The organism is Nocardioides gansuensis (assembly GCF_003076135.1).
GTDB classification, from domain to species: Bacteria; Actinomycetota; Actinomycetes; order Propionibacteriales; family Nocardioidaceae; genus Nocardioides; species Nocardioides gansuensis.
The window spans coordinates 59707-76642 of the sequence record NZ_QDGZ01000009.1 but is presented as its reverse complement, the minus strand read 5'-3'; the positions used below and the strand labels follow the sequence as shown (position 1 = coordinate 76642).

Genomic DNA, 16936 nt, shown 5'->3' with positions numbered 1-16936 from the left:
GCGGTGCTTCGGGAAGCGACTGGTCTAGCGGGTCGGGCCGCGCCGGCTCACTTCCCCCAGGCGGGGTTCCAGCCGTCGACCTCGTCGGCCTTGCGGGCGGCGGGGCCGGTGTAGATCGCCGACGGACGGATCAGGCGGCCGGTGCGCTTCTGCTCGAGGATGTGCGCCGACCAGCCACCCGTGCGGGCACAGGTGAACATCGAGGTGAACATGTGCGCCGGCACCTCGGCGAAGTCGAGCACGATCGCGGCCCAGAACTCGACGTTGGTCTCCAGCACCCGGTCGGGGCGGCGCTCGCGGAGCTCGGCCAGCGCCGCCTGCTCGAGCGCCTCGGCGACCTCGTAGCGGGGGGCCCCGAGCTCGCGGGCGGTCCGCCGCAGCACGCGGGCCCGGGGGTCCTCGGCGCGGTAGACGCGGTGGCCGAACCCCATCAGCCGCTCGCCGCTGTCGAGCAGCTCCTTGACGTACGACGTGGCGTCACCGCGCTGCTCGACCTGCTCGATCATGCCCAGCACGCGGGAGGGGGCGCCGCCGTGCAGCGGGCCGCTCATCGCGCCAATGGCGCCGGAGAAGGCCGCGGCCACGTCGGCGCCGGTCGAGGTGATGACCCGGGCGGTGAAGGTGGAGGCGTTCATGCCGTGCTCGGCCGCGGAGCTCCAGTAGGCGTCGATCGCGTGCGCGTGCCTGGGGTCGGCCTCACCCTTCCAGCGGATCAGGAACCTCTCGGCCAGCGTGTTGCCCCGGTCGACCGCCTTCTGCGGGATCACGGGCTGGTGTAGGCCGCGCGCCGACTGCGCGGCGTACGACAGGACCATGACGGCGACCCGGGCGAGGTCCTCGCGGGCCTGCTCGTCGGTGATGTCGTAGGTCTGGCCGAAGCCGAAGGCCGGCGCGAGCATCGCGACCGCGGCCTGCACGTCGACGCGGACGTCGCCGGTGTGCACGGGCAAGTTGTAGGGCTCGGCGGCCGGCAGGCCGGGGGTGTAGGAGCCGTCGATGAGCAGGCCCCACACGTTCTCGAACGGGACCCGGCCGACGAGGTCCTCGATGTCGACGCCGCGGTAGCGAAGGGCGGAGCCCTCCTTGTCCGGCTCGGCGATCCCGGTCTCGAAGGCGACGACGCCCTCCAGTCCGTGGTGCACCTCGGTCATGCCGCCGCTCCTTTGCGTCGGGGGGTGTTGCGGGGGAGCGCGGCTCGGAGAGGGCCGCAGCCGCCTCATTGTGCCCTGTCCCCGCGGCGGCGGCACCGTCTAGGGTCGGCGCCATGGATCTCGGATCGATCGCCGCGCTCGGGTGAGCGCGCAGTGACACGCTCCTCCAGGCTGCCGATCGACGTGGCCGCGCTGCGGGCCGAGTATGCCCGCGGCGGGCTCGACGTGCCCGACCTGGCGCAGGATCCGCTGACGATGCTCCGCCACTGGCTCGACGACGCCGTGGCCGCCCAGCTGCACGAGCCCAACGCGATGGTCCTCTCGACGGTGTCGGCCGAGGGGCAGCCGTCGTCACGCATGGTGCTGCTTAAGGGCCTCAGCGAGGCGGGCTTCGTCTTCTTCACCAACACCGCGTCCCGCAAGGGCCGCGAGCTCGCCGCCGAGCCGCGCTGTGCCCTCCTCTTCCCGTGGCACCCCCTCGAGCGGCAGGTCCGCATCGACGGCGTCGCCAGCCCCCTGTCAGCTGCCGACGTGGAGGCCTACTTCCGCACGCGTCCGCGCGGAGCCCAGCTCGGTGCGTGGGCGTCGCACCAGTCGCGGCCGGTCGCCAGCCGGGCCGAGCTGGCGGCCGCCTACGCCCAGGTGCAGGAGCGGTTCGCAGACGAGGAGGTGCCGGTGCCCGAGGAGTGGGGTGGGTACGCCGTGCTGCCGCACGCCGTCGAGTTCTGGCAGGGACGTCCGGGCCGGATGCACGACCGGCTGGTCTACACCCGCGAGGGCGGCGGGTGGACCGTCGAGCGCCTCGCTCCCTGAACAAAAAACCTGTTGGCCACGACCGAGCCCCGGCGTACCTTTGACGCACACGGGAAAGGAGGTGGTCCGAGAAATGATTTCGTCTTGGATGCGTGAGGTGGCTGTCCGCTAGGCAGTCGTCACCGACTGTCTGGCGAATCCACCGCAGTCACCCGACCCGCAGGTCCTCTCCGGTTCCCATCCGCCGGGGCGCCCCACATCCGTGAGGCAGGCCTGCGGGTCGCTGCATTTGCGGGGAGCGGCGCGCCAGGCAATATGGTTGCCTGTGGCAACTGTTACCCCCCGACATGGAACGAGCTCCCGTGACGCAGACGTGCAGCCCGACGAGGTGACGCTCTGATGGTCCGTCAGGACGACCTGCGCCGGCTCGAGCTCGAGATGGGCGTGCTGTTGCGGCGCATCAAGCGGGTGCTCCACGAGCGGGCGACCCAGGTGCATCCCGACCTCCAGCCCGCGGCGTACCTGCTCCTCGCGCACCTGACCCACAACGGTCCGGCGCGCGCCTCGGAGATCTCCGACGTGTTCGCGCTCGACAAGGGCGCCGTGAGCCGGCACGTGCAGCACCTCGTCGAGCTCGGCCTGATCGAGCGTCGCCGCGACCCCGACGACGGCCGGGCGACGATCCTCGTGCCCACCCCCGACGGGGAGGCGCGCGTGGCTGCGGTCGCCGTGGCTCGTCGTCAGCAGCTCGAGGAGCGGCTGGAGGGCTGGTCGGACAGCGACCTCACGACGTTCATCGACGGGCTCTCCCGCTACAACCGCACGCTCGAGTGACGCCGGCTGCGCTCAGCGCAGCCAGACCGCGGTGTCGGCGGGCAGCTCACCCAGGACCGGACCGCTGGTCGCGAAGACCTCGCCCTCGGGCAGCGGCACGGCCGAGTCGCCGCAGTTGAGCACCACGGTGACCGGGCCCCGGCGCAGCGTCAGCACGTCGTCGGCGACCTCGACCTGCACGTCGGTGCCGGCGGTCGCCGCAAACGTACGGCGGGCCGCCAGGGCCGCCTTGTAGAAGGCGAGAGTGGAGCTCGGGTCGTCCTCCTGGGCCGCCATGGTGAGCGACTTCCACTCCTCCGGCTGGGGGATCCACGGCTGGCTCCCTGCCGGGCCGAAGCCGAAGGGCGGCTCGTCGCCGGACCACGGGATCGGCACGCGGCAGCCGTCGCGGCCGTCCTCGCCGGTGCGGAACCAGGACGGGTCCTGCCGGTGCTCTGGCGGTACGTCGGCCTGCTCGAGGCCGAGCTCCTCGCCCTGGTAGATGTAGGACGAGCCGGGGAGCGCCAGCATGGTCAGCGTGGCCGCGCGGGCGCGGGCCAGGCCACGCTCGCCGCCGCCGTACCTCGTCGGGTGGCGCACCACGTCGTGGTTGCTCAGCACCCACGTGGGGGAGGCGCCGACGGGGCGTACGGCGTCGAGGGTCCTGGTCACCACCGCAGCGAAGTCGTCGGCCGACCAGTCGGTGAGCAGCCACGCGAAGTTGAACGCCTGGTCGAGCTCGTCGGGGCGGACGAAGCGGGCCATCGACTCGGTGGTCTGGGTCCAGGCCTCCGCGACCGCCATCCGGTCGGGGCCGTACTCGTCGAGGATGTCGTGCCACTGCCGGTAGATGTCGTGCACCTCCGGCTGATCCCACATCGGCTCGTCCACGAAGGCATCGCGCTGCACCATGGAGTGCTCCGCGGAGACCTCGCCCGACTTGGGCTCCTCGCCCGCGGCGACCATCTGGTCGCGCAGGCTGGCCTCCTTGAACAGGCCGTGCGCGACGTCGATGCGGAAGCCGTCGACCCCGCGGTCGAGCCAGAACCGCAGCACGCCGGCGAACATCTCGGGGACCTCGGGGTTGCGCCAGTCGAGGTCGGGCTGGGTGCTGTCGAAGAGGTGGAGGTACCACTCGCCGTCGTCGGTGCGGGTCCACGCGGGACCGCCGAAGACCGACTTCCAGTTGTTGGGCGGCTCCGCGCCGCCGGGGCCGCGGCCCTGGCGGAAGAGGTAGCGGGCCCGCTCGGGGCTGCCGGGCCCGGCAGCCAGGGCGGCCCGGAACCACGCGTGCTCGCTGGAGGTGTGGTTGGGCACCAGGTCGACGATCACCCTCAAGCCGAGGTCGTGCGCGGTGCTGACCAGGTGGTCGGCGTCCGCCAGCGTGCCGAACAGCGGGTCGACGTCGGTGTAGTCGGCGACGTCGTAGCCGTGGTCGTACTGCGGAGAGGTGTAGAACGGCGTGATCCACAGCGCGTCGACGCCGAGGTCGCGCAGGTAGGGCAGCCGCGAGGTGATGCCGGGCAGGTCGCCCACGCCGTCACCGTCGCTGTCGGCGAAGCTCCGAATGTAGACCTGGTAGACGACGGAGTCCTGCCACCACTTTGGATCGTTCAAAGACATGTGCGCCAGCCTTTCGCCTCGTCGGTGCTGACGTCAAACCGCTGAGGTGGCCCAGAGGGCCCCCGTCCTGCCGCCGGTGTCCCCGGCATAGGACACAATGGACCGGTGAGCGACCTGATCGACACCACCGAGATGTACCTCCGCACCATCTACGAGCTCGTGGAGGAGGGCATCGTGCCGCTGCGCGCCCGGATCGCGGAGCGGCTGCACCAGAGCGGCCCGACGGTCTCCCAGACCGTCGCCCGCATGGAGCGCGACGGCCTGCTCACCATCGAGGGCGACCGCCACCTCCAGCTCACCGACGAGGGCCTCCGCCTGGCCACCCGCGTGATGCGCAAGCACCGGCTCGCCGAGCGGCTGCTCACCGACGTCATCGGCCTCGACTGGGAGCTCGTGCACGCCGAGGCGTGCCGTTGGGAGCACGTGATGTCCGAGACCGTCGAGCGGCGCCTCGTCGAGCTGCTCGGCCACCCGACCGAGTCGCCCTACGGCAACCCGATCCCCGGCCTCGACGAGCTCGGCGAGATCGAGCTGGGCGGCGACTTCATGGACGGGGTCGAGTCACTCTCGGCGGTCGCCACCGGCGAGGAGTCCCGCGTGCACGTGCGCCGCATCTCCGAGGAGATGCAGAAGGACGAGGTGCTGATGAGCACGCTGCGCCGCGTGGGCGCCCTGCCCGACAAGACCGTCATCGTCGCGTCCACCGAGGAGGGCGTGCTCGTGGGGTCGGGTGGCGAGACCGCGGAGATCGAGTTCGAGGCGGCCGACCACATCTTCGTCCGCCGCGCCTGAGGACTGGGCTCAGGCACGGCAGGGCCGCGGCGGGACGCGGCGTACGGTGCTGCCGCGGATCCGCAGCGCCACCGACGTCGCGTTGTCGGCCTCGCCACTCTCCTCGACGAGGTCGAGCGGATCCGCCGCCAGCTCGAGGCACACCACCTCGCGGTCCACGCCCCGGGGCAGGCGCAGCCACTGCCCGTCGAGGTCGGCCGTGTAGACGTCGATCCACCCGGGAGAGATCCCCTGCCGGGTGTCGGCCTTGCAGTCACCGAAGTGCTGCCGCCGGACCACCACCGGGAGGTCGGGCACCCGCTCGTTGTCCCGCAGGCAGAAGCTCACCTTGTCGCGCGACACCACCGGGCGCTGGGCGCCTGGCCGTCGCAACGCGTAGCCCGCCATCGCGTCGAAGTGCCAGTGGTCGTGCCTCCGGTGCCGGAGCATGCAGCCACTGAACTGCCTCGTCCTGGCCATGTCGCGCCAGCCCTTGTAGCGCCCGTCCTGGTCCACGTCGAGGTGGACGACCTGGACGGCGCCGTGCTGCCCGGGCGGACAGTCGCCGCGGCCCCGCGGGAGGAGCACGAGCGGGCCGGGGCCGAGATTGGCCAAGGCGGCCGCGAACCTCAGGCGGCGCGTCCTGCCGGCCTCCTGGATGTGGATGTCGCGAGCGCCGACGCTGCGCATGTTGGGGAGCAGCACGGGCGCTGCGATCGGCTCGAGCGTGGTCGCCCACGGATCGGCCGGGGGTGCGGCCGCCTCCTCGTCGCCGGGCGTGCCGAGGGTCAGGAGGCCAAGCCACACCAGCCCTCCGACGAGCACCGCGACCACCGGGCGGTCCATTCGTCCACGCTACCGAGGGGGGTCACACCGCGAGACGACTCCGCGCGTCACGGAGTGCGCCGAGGAACTCGCTGCACCCGGTCTCGAGCTTGTACGCCGCGAGCGCGTCGCCGCGGGTCGCGCCCCTGTTGACGATCGCGACCGGGGTGCCGGCCCGCCACGCGCGCTTGACGAACCTGAGTCCGCTCATCACGGTGAGCGACGATCCGGCGACGAGGAGCGCACCACCGCTGTCAGGCAGGGCGTCGACGGCGTCGTAGCACCGCTGCACTCGCGTCGCCGGCACGTTCTCCCCGAAGAACACCACGTCCGGCTTGAGCAGGCCGCCGCAGTCGTCACAGGCGGGCGCGACGAAGTCGCGCGTCTCCTCGAGGGCGACGTCTCCGTCGGGCCGCATCGCGACGTCCGCGTGCCGTCGCGTCCAGTCGGCGTTGAGCAGGTCGAGCCGTTCCTGCAGCGCCGCGCGGGACGTCGTACGCCGGCAGCCCAGGCAGACCACGTCGGCGACCCGGCCGTGCAAGGCGACCACGCGGCGCGACCCGGCCGCCTCGTGGAGGCCGTCCACGTTCTGGGTGATCAGCAGGTCGGGATCGAGGGCGGCGAGCGCCCGGTGGCCGGCGTTGGGCCGGGCTCGCCCCATCCGCGCCCAGCCGAGGTGGCTGCGCGCCCAGTAGCGCCGCTGCGCGGCCGGCCCCGACAGGAACTCCTGGTAGGTCATCGGCCGGCGGTCGGGTGCGCCCGGCCCGCGGTAGTCGGGGATGCCGGAGTCGGTCGAGAGCCCGGCGCCGGTGAGGACCACGAGCGGGCGGTCGGCGAGGAAGGCGACCAGCTCGTCGACCGGGCCGGCCGTCGCCTCGTGCGCGAGCGGGACCGCCTGGGTCACGCGCCGTACCGCAACTGCGCGCGAGCGCGGGCCTTGGCGGCCTCCTCCTCGCGGTTCTTCGGCGGCGCCGCCGTGACCCAGCCGTCGAGCAGGTGCTCGGTGATGTGGGCGATCTCGGCCACGGCGCGGTGGAACGCCTCCTCGTTGGCCTGCGAGGGCTTCGTCGTCCCGGTGACCTTGCGGACGAACTGCAGGGCGGCGGCGGTCACCTCGTCACGGGTGGCCGGCGGCTCGAAGTTGCTGAGCGGGCGGATGTTGCGGCACATGCGTCGAGCGTACGCCCGCTGTCTCGACACGCCCGCTCCTTCGTCGCGGCTGCTCGACCAGCGATCAAGCGCGTCACAGGTCGAAGAAGGTGACCTCGTCGCCGGTCACCAGCACCACCTTGCCGGACGCGAGCGGCACCAGCCGCACCTCGCTGACCTCGTCGCCGTGCTCGACCTCCACCATCCGGTTGCTCATCCGGTCGTCGCCGAGCTCGAGGACGGAGACGTAGCCGGTGCGCCAGCCGTGGGTGATGACGGTCAGTGCCGTACGCCGCTCGGGCAGCCAGGTGAACTGGCGCGGGTCGGTCCCGGCGCCGGCCCACGAGCCGCGCGCGTAGGTCACGGTGTCGAGCCGCCTCGGCTCGGTGAGGTCGGTGACGTCGAAGAGCGCCGCCTGCGCCCCGCGGGTGATGCCGCGCAGCGAGGCGTCCTGGCCCATGCCGATCAGCCGCCGCTCGCCGAGCGGGTGGAGGTATTCGCTGAAGCCGGGGATCTTCAGCTCGCCCATCAGCTCGGGGTCGTCGGCGTCGGCCAGGTCGATCGCGTAGAGCGGGTCGGTCTGGCGGAACGTCACGACCAGCGCGAGGTCGTCGAACCACCGCACCGACTTGATCTCCTCGCCCTTGCCGAGGTCGTCCACCCGGCCGGCCTCGACCAGCTCCGCCCCTTCCTCGCGCAGGGTCACCACGGAGTTGAAGTCGCCCGTGGCCTGGCTAGGCCCGACGGCCACGCGCAGCGCGTCGCCGGCGAAGTCCATCGCCCAGCGGTCGCGGACCGTGCCCTCGACCTCGCCGGAGGCGACGAGCGTTGTGGCCACACCGTCGAGGGCGTAGGCGAACAGCTCGGTCTCGCCGTCGTCGTCGCCGCCGAGCAGCGGGCCGGCGAAGTCGCAGATCTCCCAGCACGGCGGCCCGCCCCAGCCCCAGGAGGACGGGCTGACGGCGAGGTAGAGCCGGTCGGTGGAGGAGTACGCCGCGGTGGCGGCCGTCGCGACGGCGGTGCTCTCCGCCTCGGCGGGCTCGGCCGGGTCGAGCGCGACCACACTGGTCGTCCCGAGTGGATCGTCGTCGTCGTCCGGCACGGCGACCGACCCGCAGTCGAGCAGCTGCTCCCCGTCGCGCAGCGGGAGCCAGTCGTCGAGGGTCGACTCGCGGACGGCCTGCTCGTTGGCGCGCTGGGCCGAGTCCTCCTGGTGGGGGCGGTAGCGGTGCACGAACTCGAGGTCCGGGAGGCCGTTGCGCAGCACCAGCCGCACGACGCCGTCGTGCAGCCGCGCCTCGAGCAGCTCCGCGGTGTAGTGCTGCTCGTTGACGACCCGGGGGTCCCGGGGGTCGGAGGCGTCGACCGTGAGCACCGCGGTGCCCTGGCGGGAGCCTCGCTCGTCGCTGTGCCCGACCGCGACCAGGCGGTCTTCCGCGAGCAGCAGCTCCGCGTCGTCGACGTCGGGCAGCTCGAGCGTGGCGAGCTGGCGCGGCTCGTCGCCGGAGACGTCGTACGCCGTGAGCTCGTCGTCCTGGACCCGCCAGAGCAGGTCGCCGTCGACCTTGACGCCGTCGGGCTCGTCGACGCCGGCCTCCTGCACGTTGGTGCCGGTCTCGCCGCTGGTGACCCGGCTCGTCGTGGGCATCGGTGCCTTCGCGCTGCTCTCGGCTGCGCCGGCGACGCTGTCGCGGGCCCTCGGGATGGCGGCGTCGAACATGACGATCGGGCCGGCGTCCCAGCCGTAGGGCCCGACCAGGTCGAGCGCGCGGTCGATGTAGGAGTCCAGGAGGTCGTCGCAGGAGGCCGGAGTGGTGAGGTCCGCGGCCGCCAGCGCGACGCGGGCGGCCGCGACGGTGCCGGTCGTCGCCGGGGAGGGAGAGCCGGACGGTGCGGGACGGTCCTCCGGGGTGTTGCCGCGCCTGGCCGCCTCGGTCACGCCGAGCGTGACCAGGACGGTCCCCACCACCAGCACCACCAGCCCGAGCGTGGTCGACACCCACTTCGTCATGTCCGTGGGACGGCCACCCTCTGCCGACGGTTCCGCACCTGTGAGGATGGCCCGCATGACCGACCCCGCGACCGGCCGTGAGCTCGACCTCGTCCTCTTCGGAGCGACGGGCTTCACCGGAGGCCTGACGGCCGACTACCTCGCCGCCCACGCCCCCGAAGGACTGCGCTGGGCCATCGCCGGCCGCAACCAGGCCAGGCTCGAGGCGGTGCGCGACCGCCTCGGCGTGGATGTCGAGATGCTCGTCGCGGACAGCAGCGACCACGCCGCGCTCGCGGACATCGCCCAGCGCACCCGCGTCATGATCAGCGCCGTCGGTCCCTACCTGCAGCACGGCGAGCCCCTGGTCGCCGCGTGTGCCGAGGCCGGCACCGACTACGTCGACCTCACCGGTGAGCCCGAGTTCGTCGACCTGATGTGGCTCGCCCACCACCAGACGGCGGCTCGCACCGGAGCCCGGCTGGTGCACGCCTGCGGCTTCGACTCCGTCCCCCACGACCTGGGCGCCTACTTCACGGTCCGCCGGCTCCCCGTCGACCAGCAGATCACCCTGCGCGGCGTCGTACGCACCGCCGGCACCTTCTCGGGCGGCACCTTCCACTCGGCGCTCAACCAGTTCTCCCGGGCGCGCCAACTGCGTGAGGCGATGGCCGCGCGCCGCCGCTCGGAGGTGCGCCCCGCCGGCCGCCGCAGCCGCGCGGTCGCCGGCAAGCCCGGCCGCGACCCCGTCCTGGGCTACTGGCTGCTCCCGCTGCCGACCATCGACCCGATCATCGTCGCGCGCAGCGGCGCGGCCCTGCCGTGGTACGGCCCCGACTTCCGCTACTCCCACTACGCCGGCACCAAGACGCTGCGGTACGCCGCGGGTGGCGCCGCGAGTGTCGGAGCCCTGACCGCCGCCAGCCAGGTGAAGCCGCTGCGCGAGTTCCTGCTCGGCAGGGTCCCGCAGGGGGAGGGGCCGAGCGAGAAGCGCCGGGAGCAGGCGTGGTTCACCGTCGACTTCGTCGGCGAGGCCGACGGCACGCGGCTGCACACCCGCGTCTCCGGCGGCGACCCCGGCTACACCGAGACCGCGAAGATGCTCGCCGAGTCGGCGCTGTGCCTGGCGTTCGACGCGAACCCGCCCAGCGCGGGCCAGGTCACTCCCGCGCAGGCGATGGGCGACAACCTGCTCGCGCGGCTGCAGGCCGCGGGGATCTGCTTCGAGGTCGTGGAGGACTGATCGGTGCCCCAGGCAGGAGTCGAACCTGCGACCTTTCGCTTAGGAGGCGGCTGCTCTATCCGCTGAGCTACTGGGGCGGGCCCTGTGCAGATTCGTGTCGAGAACTGTCCAGTGGCGGGGTCATTTTGTCAGCAGGCCGTGGACGTGGCGAATGCGGCCCCCGGGCGTGACCGAGAAGTGCCCCTCTCAGTCGAGACAGAACTCGTTGCCCTCGATGTCCTGCATCACGAGGCAGGACTCGTTGACGCCGTCGGCACGCAGCAGTCGCACGCGTGAAGCGCCGAGTGGGAGCAGCCGTGCGCACTCGGCCTCGAGTGCGGCCAGGCGCTCTTCACCCACGAGCCCGGTGCCGACCCGCACGTCGAGGTGCAGCCGGTTCTTGACGACCTTGCCTTCGGGAACCCGCTGGAAGAACAGTCGCGGACCCGCACCTGAGGGATCCATGCATGCGAACCACGAACCCTGCTCCTCGGGCGGCTGCGTGCGATCGAAGTCCTCCCACGTGGCGAACCCCTCCGGTGGCGGCGGTACGACGTATCCCAACACCTCGCACCAGAAGCGAGCGACGCGCTCAGGTTCTGCGCAGTCGAAGGTGACCTGGAACTGCTTGACCGACGCCATGGACCCACCCTAGAGACGCGGACCCAGCCCTCGCCACGCGGTTTCCGGTCTCGCGTGACATGGCGGGGACAAGCGATCACGGGGCCGCACCCGTCCGAGCCGTCAGCGGCGCGACCCTGCGTGGTTCCGATTCGGCACGCGGACGGGTCACGCGGGACAATGGGGGTAGTCGCGTAGGTTGCGACTCGTCAAGTCGTCCCGGGAAGGTGTTGCGCGTGTCACAAGAGCCGACGTCCGCGGCTGCTCCGCGGCGCCGTGGTCGCAGCCGGCGCAAGCACACCGTGGGTCAGGTGCTCCTGGTCTCGCTGGTCGTGCTCGGGCTCGTCACCGCACTGTCCGTGGTCTTCCTCTACCGCCACCTCAACGGAAACCTGACGGTGTCCGATGCCTTCGACGAGGTCGACAACGCGCCCGAAGAGGTCGTCACCGGCCCGCAGAAGCCGATGAACGTGCTGGTCATGGGGTCCGACACCCGCGAGGGTGAGGGCAACCAGATCGACGGCGAGGGCGGCGCAGGCTCGGACACCACGATCCTCTTCCACCTCTCGGCCGACCGCACTCGCGCCTACGGTGTCTCGATCCCGCGCGACTCGCTCGTCACCCGCCCCGACTGCGGCGCCGACAACGAGATCCCGGGTGGCGAGAACGTGATGTGGAACGAGGCGTTCGGGCTGGGGGAGGAGGCCTGCACGATCGAGCAGTTCCAGGAGGCCACCGGCGTACGCGTCCACCACTTCGTGGTCGTCGACTTCAACGGCTTCAAGGACATGGTGGACGCGATCGGCGGAGTCGACGTCTGCATCCCGCGCGACTTCGAGGACCCGGCGCACAACATCCACATCGAGGCCGGTGACAGGGTCCTCAAGGGTGACGAGGCGCTGTCCTACGTGCGGGTCCGCTACAACATCGGAGACGGCTCGGACCTCGGCCGGATCAAGCGCCAGCAGGCCTTCATCGCCTCCATGGTCAACAAGGTCGTGTCGGCCGGCACCCTGGCCAACCCCGCTCGGGTCGTGAGCTTCCTCAACGCCGCCACCAAGTCGCTCACGGTCGACGAGGGCCTGCAGAACGTCACGAAGATCGCCCAGCTGGCACTGGAGTTCCAAGACATCGGCCTGGGCAACATCCAGTTCGTCACGGTGCCCAACGGCTACTACCCCTCGGACTCGGAGTTCCGTGGCCGGGTGTTCTGGAAGCAGCCCGACGCCAAGCGCCTCTGGAAGAAGATCGCCGCCGACAAGCCGCTCACCTCGCGCCTGACCGACGGCGCGATCAGCGCCCAGCAGCCGCCCGGCTCCGAGTCGCCGTCCCCGACCGCCCAGCCGTCGAAGACCGGCTCCGACTCCCCGAGCCCCTCGGAGACCGAGTCCAGCGAGACCGAGTCGCCATCGGAGACGGCGTCGCCGGGCGAGACCGAGTCGCCGTCCGGGACGGCTTCTCCCTCGGCGAGCCCGACCAGCACGCTGTCGGCCGAGGAGGCCGAGCAGCTCGGGCTGTGCGCATGACCCGCGAGCCCGACACGACCACTCCCGAGCCGGAGTGGATGCGCCGCGCCCGCCTCGCGGCGGTGTTCGGCGACGTACTCCCTGAGACCACCGCGGACGAGCGTGATCCCGAGGCCGGGGCGGGCGAGTCGAGCGGCGACCAGTGGCTGCGTGAGCAGGTCCCGCCGCACCACGGCGACTGACGCTGCAAGGGGATCCGGCGGCGCCGAAATAGCACCCGGCCCGCCCCGAGGGGACGGGCCGTGCGGCGAAGATGTCAGGCTCAGACGCCCTTCGAGGCGAGCAGGTCGCGGATCTCGGTGAGCAGCTCGGTGTCGCTCGGGCCGGCGGCCTCGCCGGGGAAGAAGCGCTCCTTGGCCCTGGTGTAGGGCGCCACGATCAGGAAGTAGACGACGGTAGCGAGCAGCACGAAGGAGACGACGGCGTTGAGGAACGCGCCGAAGCTCTGCTCCTCGGTGGAGAAGTAGGCCGACTCGGGCATGAGGCCGGTCAGCCACTCGACGAACGTCGAGACGACGGCGGCGAACGACAGCGCCATGATCAGGGCGACGGCGACCTCGACGAGGTTGCCGCGGAGGAGGAAGTTCTTGAATCCGCTCACGGTGGATCTCCTTCTCTGACCCCGAGATCGGAGCCGGTCAATGACTTGTCAGCCGGCCACGCTAACCGCTGTAGGTGTAGCTGAGGAACTCCGAGACCGACGCGGAGGCGACGAGCTCCCTCGACCCTTCGGTGACCCCGATCACGACCAGGCGCCCGGTCAGGCGTGAATCGCCCTCACCTTCGGGGCCGAGCGTGATGACCCGCACATCCTCCGCGACGGTCCGCGTGTCACCCGAGGGCGCCGTCGCCAGGAGGTCGATGTGGTCGCCCGGTCGGAGCAGTGCTGCCGCGCCGGCGTCCGAGAGGCGCACGGGCAGGACCGCGAGCCCCTCGTGGGCCGCCGCCAGGCCGTCACCGAGCAGCCGCGGGCCGGTGATCGGCTCGCCCGCAGCGACGGGCGCGGCCAGCGTGCGCCCCACGGGCTCCTCCGCCAGCGCACTCGGCGCCGTGCCGTCCGCGAACGCCGCCGTGGTCAGGTCGTCCGTGGTCAGGGTGGTGCCTGCGGGCAGGTCGCGAGCCGCGACGAGTACGCCGGTCGTGGCCGGCGGCGGAGCGACCGTGCGGAGCCCGACCAGGACGGCGGCCGTGGCCAGCAGCGCCGCGAGCGGGCGGCGCCGGGCGAGGACGGCCCGGCGCGCCGACCTCACGCGACGGCGTACGCCGCCCAGCCGGGGAGTGTGGGGAGCCATACCCCGACGCTAGGCGGGAGGGGCGGCGGCTGGCGGTGCTCATCCACAGGGATGGGGTCTCGATGCGCCTCCCTCGTCCCTCGGTCGGCTACGCGACCATCGAGAGGGATCAGTCGGAGCTGGAGGAGCTGGAGGACGCCGTCGTGGCGGCGGGCTTCGAGTCCGAGGAGGACGAGCCCGAGGCGCCGGAGGTCGACGACCCGCTCGACGAGGTGCTCGACGAGGCGCCGGCCGAGGTGGAGGAGCCGGAGCGGCTGTCGGTGCGGTAGAACCCCGATCCCTTGAAGACGACGCCGACGGCGTTGAACACCTTGCGCAGCCGCCCGTCGCACTCGGGGCAGTGGGTCAGCGCGTCGTCGCTGAAGCTCTGGACCTTCTCGAAGGCGTGGCCGCACTCGGTGCAGGCGTACTGGTAGGTCGGCATCTCGTGACTCCCGGCTCGGACATCCACGTGTGGTGGCAAGAACATGTCCCCGGCTGTGGGCGACACGACGACGTGTCCGCTGGCACTCGCCCGGGACGACTGCCAATGTTACGGCACAATGCGGGGCGATGACCGAGCAGCAGGCATCCCCGCGGACCCCGGACACCGACTCCGGGAAGGCGGACGACCCCTCGCTGTGGCATCTCTTCAAGGCCGCGCCCCGCGCGGTGCGCTGGCCCTGCTACACCCTGGTCGCCGTGCTGCTCGTGCTGGCGCTGGTCGCGGCATCTGGCTACGTGGTGCTGCGCCGTGCGCTGCCGGAGGTCGACGGCACCCTCGAGGTGCCGGGCCTGTCGGCGAGCGTCGAGGTGGTCCGCGACGCGCACGGCATCCCGCACCTCTACGGTGACACCGACGCCGACCTGGCCCGCGCGCAGGGGTTCGTCCACGCGCAGGAGCGCTTCTTCGAGATGGACCTGCGTCGCCACGTGACGAGCGGCCGGCTGGCCGAGCTGTTCGGCGAGGACGCGCTGCAGACAGACAAGTTCATCCGCACCATGGGCTGGCGCCGGGTCGCCGAGCGCGAGCTCGCCCTGGTGTCACCCGACACGCGCGAGCTGCTGGGCGAGTACGCCGAGGGGGTCAACGCCTACCTCGACCAGCGGGGGCCAACCCGGCTGGCCGAGGAGTACGCCGTCATGGGGCTCGCCGGGCTGCGCTACACCCCCGAGCCGTGGACCGAGGTCGACTCGCTGGCGTGGCTCAAGGCGATGGCGTGGGACCTGCGCGGCAACATGGTCGAGGAGATCGACCGGGTGATGGCCTCCCTCGACCACGACCCCGCCCAGGTCGCGCAGCTCTACCCGCCCTACCCCTACGACCAGCATCCGCCGATCGTCCAGGGCGGCGGTGTCGTCGACGGCGTCTTCGAGCAGCACGCGTCGGGCAACTCGACGCGCAACCCCCGCCGTCCGGCGTACCCCCAGGAGGTCGTCGACGCGCTCGAGCGGGTCCGCCGGGACGTCGCCGCCATGCCCGACCTCCTCGGCCGCGGTGACGGCATCGGCTCCAACTCGTGGGTCGTGGACGGGGAGCACAGCGCCACGGGCATGCCGATCCTGGCCAACGACCCCCACCTGGGCGTGAGCATGCCGGGCATCTGGATGCAGATGGGGCTGCACTGCCGGGAGATGACCCTCGACTGCACGCTCGACACCTCGGGCTTCACGTTCAGCGGCGTGCCCGGGGTGGTCATCGGCCACAACGCCGACATCGCCTGGGGCTTCACCAACCTCGGGCCGGACGTCACCGACCTCTACCTCGAGCAGATCGAGGGAGCGACCTGGCTGCAGGACGGCAAGGCCAAGCCGCTGGAGCTGCGCCAGGAGACGATCAAGGTGCGCGACGGGGAGGACTTCCAGCTCCAGATCCGCGAGACCGCGCACGGCCCCCTGATCAGCGACGTCTCGGCCGAGTTCAGCACCGTCGGCGCCAACGCCCCGACGGACGTGCCGGGGGAGCGCGGCAACGGGTACGCCGTGGCGCTGGCCTGGACGGCCCTCGACCCGCAGCCGACGGCGGACGCGATCCTCGAGCTCAACCGCGCGAGCAACTGGGACGAGTTCCGCGACGCCGCGGCCGACTTCGCGGTGCCGGCGCAGAACCTCGTCTACGCCGACCGCGAGGGCCACATCGGCTACCAGGCGCCCGGACGCATCCCGATCCGCAAGTCGGGCAATGACGGCCGGATGCCCGCCGAGGGCTGGGTGTCGGCCAACGACTGGACCGGCGACTACATCCCCTTCGACGGGCTGCCCTCCGTGCTCGACCCCGACGAGGGCTTCATCGTCACGGCCAACCAGGCGGTCGTCGGCGAGTCCTACCCCTGGCACATCACCACCGACTGGGACCGCGGCTATCGCGCGACCCGGATCCGCCTGCTCCTCGAGCACGAGGGCGAGCTCTCGGTCGCGGACATGGCCGCCATCCAGCTCGACACCGCCAACCCGCTGGCGCCCGTCCTGGTGCCCTACCTGCTCGACATCGGCGACCTGCCGAGTGCCTACTACCGCGACGGCCAGGAGCTGCTCGCCGAGTGGGACTTCACCCAGCCCGCCGACAGCGCGGCTGCGGCGTACTTCAGCGTCGTGTGGAGCAACCTGCTGCGGCTGGCCTTCCACGACGACCTCCGCGAGGGCAACTGGCCCCACGGCGGCGACCGCTGGATCGGCGTCGTCAGCGCCCAGCTCGAGGACCCGGCCTCCGCCTGGTGGGACGACAAGACCACCCACGAGGTCGTGGAGACGCGCGACGACATCCTGCGGCAGGCGATGATGGACGCGCGCGACGAGCTGACGAAGCGCCGCTCGCTCGACCCGTCCGACTGGACGTGGGGCCACCTGCACCGCCTCGACCTGCGCAGCTCGACGCTCGGCGAGTCCGGCATCGCGCTCGTGGAGCGGCTCTTCAACCGCACCGGCTACGAGGTGGGTGGCGGGCCGGCCATCGTCAACGCCATGTCGTGGGACGCGACGCTGGGGTACGGCGTGAGCGCGGCACCGTCGATGCGGATGGTCGTCTCACTCGCCGACTTCGACGACTCGCGCTGGATCAACCTGACCGGGGTCTCCGGCCACCCGGTCTCCCCGCACTACGTCGACCAGACGGAGCTCTTCGTGGACGGGGAGTACCTCCCGTGGGCCTTCTCGCGCGAGGCCGTGACCGAGGCCGGCGAGGACGTGCTGGTGCTGGAGCCGGCGCCGGAGGAGTAGCTCGG

The 16936-nt window shown here is 71.9% G+C and carries 17 protein-coding genes, 1 tRNA gene and 1 pseudogene; 8 read left to right on the top strand and 11 right to left on the bottom strand.

From position 1 onward, the window contains the following. Window positions 1–47: 47 nt before the first annotated feature. On the bottom strand, window positions 48–1151 hold the full coding sequence (locus DDE18_RS18925) for a citrate synthase 2 (RefSeq protein WP_116573842.1): 1104 nt from the start codon (window positions 1149–1151) through the stop codon (window positions 48–50). Window positions 1152–1304: 153 nt separating this feature from the next. Here DDE18_RS18925 and pdxH point away from each other — a divergent pair, with 153 nt between their 5' ends. Both pdxH and DDE18_RS18915 read left to right on the top strand, forming a co-directional pair. Then, complete coding sequence (gene pdxH / locus DDE18_RS18920; RefSeq protein WP_245916874.1) at window positions 1305–1964, top strand: pyridoxamine 5'-phosphate oxidase; 660 nt, start codon at window positions 1305–1307, stop codon at window positions 1962–1964. Window positions 1965–2303: 339 nt separating this feature from the next. Then, complete coding sequence (locus DDE18_RS18915) at window positions 2304–2738, top strand: MarR family winged helix-turn-helix transcriptional regulator (protein WP_116573841.1); 435 nt, start codon at window positions 2304–2306, stop codon at window positions 2736–2738. Between the two features lie 12 nt (window positions 2739–2750). Here the strand turns inward: DDE18_RS18915 and DDE18_RS18910 are convergent, their stop codons facing one another. Beyond that, on the bottom strand, window positions 2751–4340 hold the full coding sequence (locus tag DDE18_RS18910) for a glycoside hydrolase family 13 protein (RefSeq protein ID WP_116573840.1): 1590 nt from the start codon (window positions 4338–4340) through the stop codon (window positions 2751–2753). 105 nt (window positions 4341–4445) lie between these two features. Here DDE18_RS18910 and DDE18_RS18905 point away from each other — a divergent pair, with 105 nt between their 5' ends. After that, window positions 4446–5132: an iron-dependent transcriptional repressor DtxR gene (locus DDE18_RS18905; protein WP_116573839.1), complete on the top strand. Its 687-nt coding sequence runs from the start codon at window positions 4446–4448 to the stop codon at window positions 5130–5132. 9 nt (window positions 5133–5141) lie between these two features. Here the strand turns inward: DDE18_RS18905 and DDE18_RS18900 are convergent, their stop codons facing one another. The 4 genes from DDE18_RS18900 to DDE18_RS18885 all read right to left on the bottom strand — a co-directional run bounded on the left by DDE18_RS18900 (window position 5142) and on the right by DDE18_RS18885 (window position 9096). Beyond that, on the bottom strand, window positions 5142–5957 hold the full coding sequence (locus DDE18_RS18900) for a lysyl oxidase family protein (RefSeq protein WP_116573838.1): 816 nt from the start codon (window positions 5955–5957) through the stop codon (window positions 5142–5144). A gap of 22 nt (window positions 5958–5979) precedes the next feature. Continuing rightward, entirely contained in the window at window positions 5980–6840 is an 861-nt protein-coding gene (locus DDE18_RS18895) for an NAD-dependent protein deacetylase (RefSeq protein ID WP_116573837.1), read from the bottom strand. Further along, window positions 6837–7106, bottom strand: coding sequence for a DUF2277 domain-containing protein (locus DDE18_RS18890; RefSeq protein WP_116573836.1), 270 nt, complete (start codon window positions 7104–7106; stop codon window positions 6837–6839). Before DDE18_RS18890 ends, DDE18_RS18895 begins: the two co-directional genes overlap by 4 nt. A 73-nt stretch (window positions 7107–7179) precedes the next feature. After that, on the bottom strand, window positions 7180–9096 hold the full coding sequence (locus tag DDE18_RS18885) for a beta-propeller domain-containing protein (RefSeq protein ID WP_165821239.1): 1917 nt from the start codon (window positions 9094–9096) through the stop codon (window positions 7180–7182). A 55-nt stretch (window positions 9097–9151) separates the two neighbouring features. Here DDE18_RS18885 and DDE18_RS18880 point away from each other — a divergent pair, with 55 nt between their 5' ends. Beyond that, window positions 9152–10318, top strand: coding sequence for a saccharopine dehydrogenase family protein (locus DDE18_RS18880; RefSeq protein WP_211754637.1), 1167 nt, complete (start codon window positions 9152–9154; stop codon window positions 10316–10318). A 4-nt stretch (window positions 10319–10322) separates the two neighbouring features. Here DDE18_RS18880 and DDE18_RS18875 read toward each other — a convergent pair. Then, a tRNA-Arg gene (locus tag DDE18_RS18875) sits at window positions 10323–10395 on the bottom strand. A gap of 109 nt (window positions 10396–10504) precedes the next feature. Then, the gene (locus DDE18_RS18870; RefSeq protein WP_116573833.1) at window positions 10505–10939 is read right to left on the bottom strand and encodes a VOC family protein; all 435 of its coding nucleotides are present in this window, start codon (window positions 10937–10939) and stop codon (window positions 10505–10507) included. 215 nt (window positions 10940–11154) lie between these two features. On the opposite strand from DDE18_RS18870, the gene DDE18_RS18865 reads away from it, so the two are divergent. Together DDE18_RS18865 and DDE18_RS18860 are read left to right on the top strand one after the other, a co-directional pair. Next, complete coding sequence (locus tag DDE18_RS18865; RefSeq protein WP_245916873.1) at window positions 11155–12444, top strand: LCP family protein; 1290 nt, start codon at window positions 11155–11157, stop codon at window positions 12442–12444. Continuing rightward, window positions 12441–12626, top strand: a complete 186-nt coding sequence (locus DDE18_RS18860) for a hypothetical protein (protein ID WP_116573831.1) — start codon at window positions 12441–12443, stop codon at window positions 12624–12626. The genes DDE18_RS18865 and DDE18_RS18860 overlap by 4 nt, the downstream gene beginning before the upstream one ends. An 80-nt stretch (window positions 12627–12706) precedes the next feature. Here DDE18_RS18860 and DDE18_RS18855 read toward each other — a convergent pair whose 3' ends face one another. Both DDE18_RS18855 and DDE18_RS18850 read right to left on the bottom strand, forming a co-directional pair. Next, a complete protein-coding gene (locus DDE18_RS18855) occupies window positions 12707–13045 on the bottom strand; it encodes an MscL family protein (RefSeq protein WP_116573830.1) in 339 nt (112 codons plus the stop codon). 61 nt (window positions 13046–13106) lie between these two features. After that, entirely contained in the window at window positions 13107–13736 is a 630-nt protein-coding gene (locus DDE18_RS18850) for an SAF domain-containing protein (protein ID WP_116573829.1), read from the bottom strand. 62 nt (window positions 13737–13798) lie between these two features. On the opposite strand from DDE18_RS18850, the gene DDE18_RS23810 reads away from it, so the two are divergent. Next, window positions 13799–14005: a hypothetical protein gene (locus DDE18_RS23810; protein WP_245916883.1), complete on the top strand. Its 207-nt coding sequence runs from the start codon at window positions 13799–13801 to the stop codon at window positions 14003–14005. Window positions 14006–14019: 14 nt separating this feature from the next. Here DDE18_RS23810 and DDE18_RS23805 read toward each other — a convergent pair. Beyond that, window positions 14020–14160, bottom strand: a pseudogene (locus DDE18_RS23805) (FmdB family zinc ribbon protein); the annotation flags it as partial. A gap of 128 nt (window positions 14161–14288) precedes the next feature. Here DDE18_RS23805 and DDE18_RS18840 point away from each other — a divergent pair. Then, a complete protein-coding gene (locus DDE18_RS18840) occupies window positions 14289–16931 on the top strand; it encodes a penicillin acylase family protein (RefSeq protein ID WP_116573827.1) in 2643 nt (880 codons plus the stop codon). Window positions 16932–16936 lie beyond the last annotated feature (5 nt).

What these genes read in the sequence shown, in the direction of transcription:
- DDE18_RS18925 (WP_116573842.1), bottom strand. Translation starts at nt 1,151, where the DNA reads ATGACCGAGGTGCACCACGGACTGGAGGGCGTCGTCGCCTTCGAGACC.
- DDE18_RS18915 (WP_116573841.1), top strand. Translation starts at nt 2,304, where the DNA reads ATGGTCCGTCAGGACGACCTGCGCCGGCTCGAGCTCGAGATGGGCGTG.
- DDE18_RS18910 (WP_116573840.1), bottom strand. Translation starts at nt 4,340, where the DNA reads ATGTCTTTGAACGATCCAAAGTGGTGGCAGGACTCCGTCGTCTACCAG.
- DDE18_RS18900 (WP_116573838.1), bottom strand. Translation starts at nt 5,957, where the DNA reads ATGGACCGCCCGGTGGTCGCGGTGCTCGTCGGAGGGCTGGTGTGGCTT.
- DDE18_RS18890 (WP_116573836.1), bottom strand. Translation starts at nt 7,106, where the DNA reads ATGTGCCGCAACATCCGCCCGCTCAGCAACTTCGAGCCGCCGGCCACC.
- DDE18_RS18885 (WP_165821239.1), bottom strand. Translation starts at nt 9,096, where the DNA reads ATGACGAAGTGGGTGTCGACCACGCTCGGGCTGGTGGTGCTGGTGGTG.
- DDE18_RS18880 (WP_211754637.1), top strand. Translation starts at nt 9,152, where the DNA reads ATGACCGACCCCGCGACCGGCCGTGAGCTCGACCTCGTCCTCTTCGGA.
- DDE18_RS18870 (WP_116573833.1), bottom strand. Translation starts at nt 10,939, where the DNA reads ATGGCGTCGGTCAAGCAGTTCCAGGTCACCTTCGACTGCGCAGAACCT.
- DDE18_RS18860 (WP_116573831.1), top strand. Translation starts at nt 12,441, where the DNA reads ATGACCCGCGAGCCCGACACGACCACTCCCGAGCCGGAGTGGATGCGC.
- DDE18_RS18850 (WP_116573829.1), bottom strand. Translation starts at nt 13,736, where the DNA reads ATGGCTCCCCACACTCCCCGGCTGGGCGGCGTACGCCGTCGCGTGAGG.
- DDE18_RS23810 (WP_245916883.1), top strand. Translation starts at nt 13,799, where the DNA reads ATGCGCCTCCCTCGTCCCTCGGTCGGCTACGCGACCATCGAGAGGGAT.
- DDE18_RS18840 (WP_116573827.1), top strand. Translation starts at nt 14,289, where the DNA reads ATGACCGAGCAGCAGGCATCCCCGCGGACCCCGGACACCGACTCCGGG.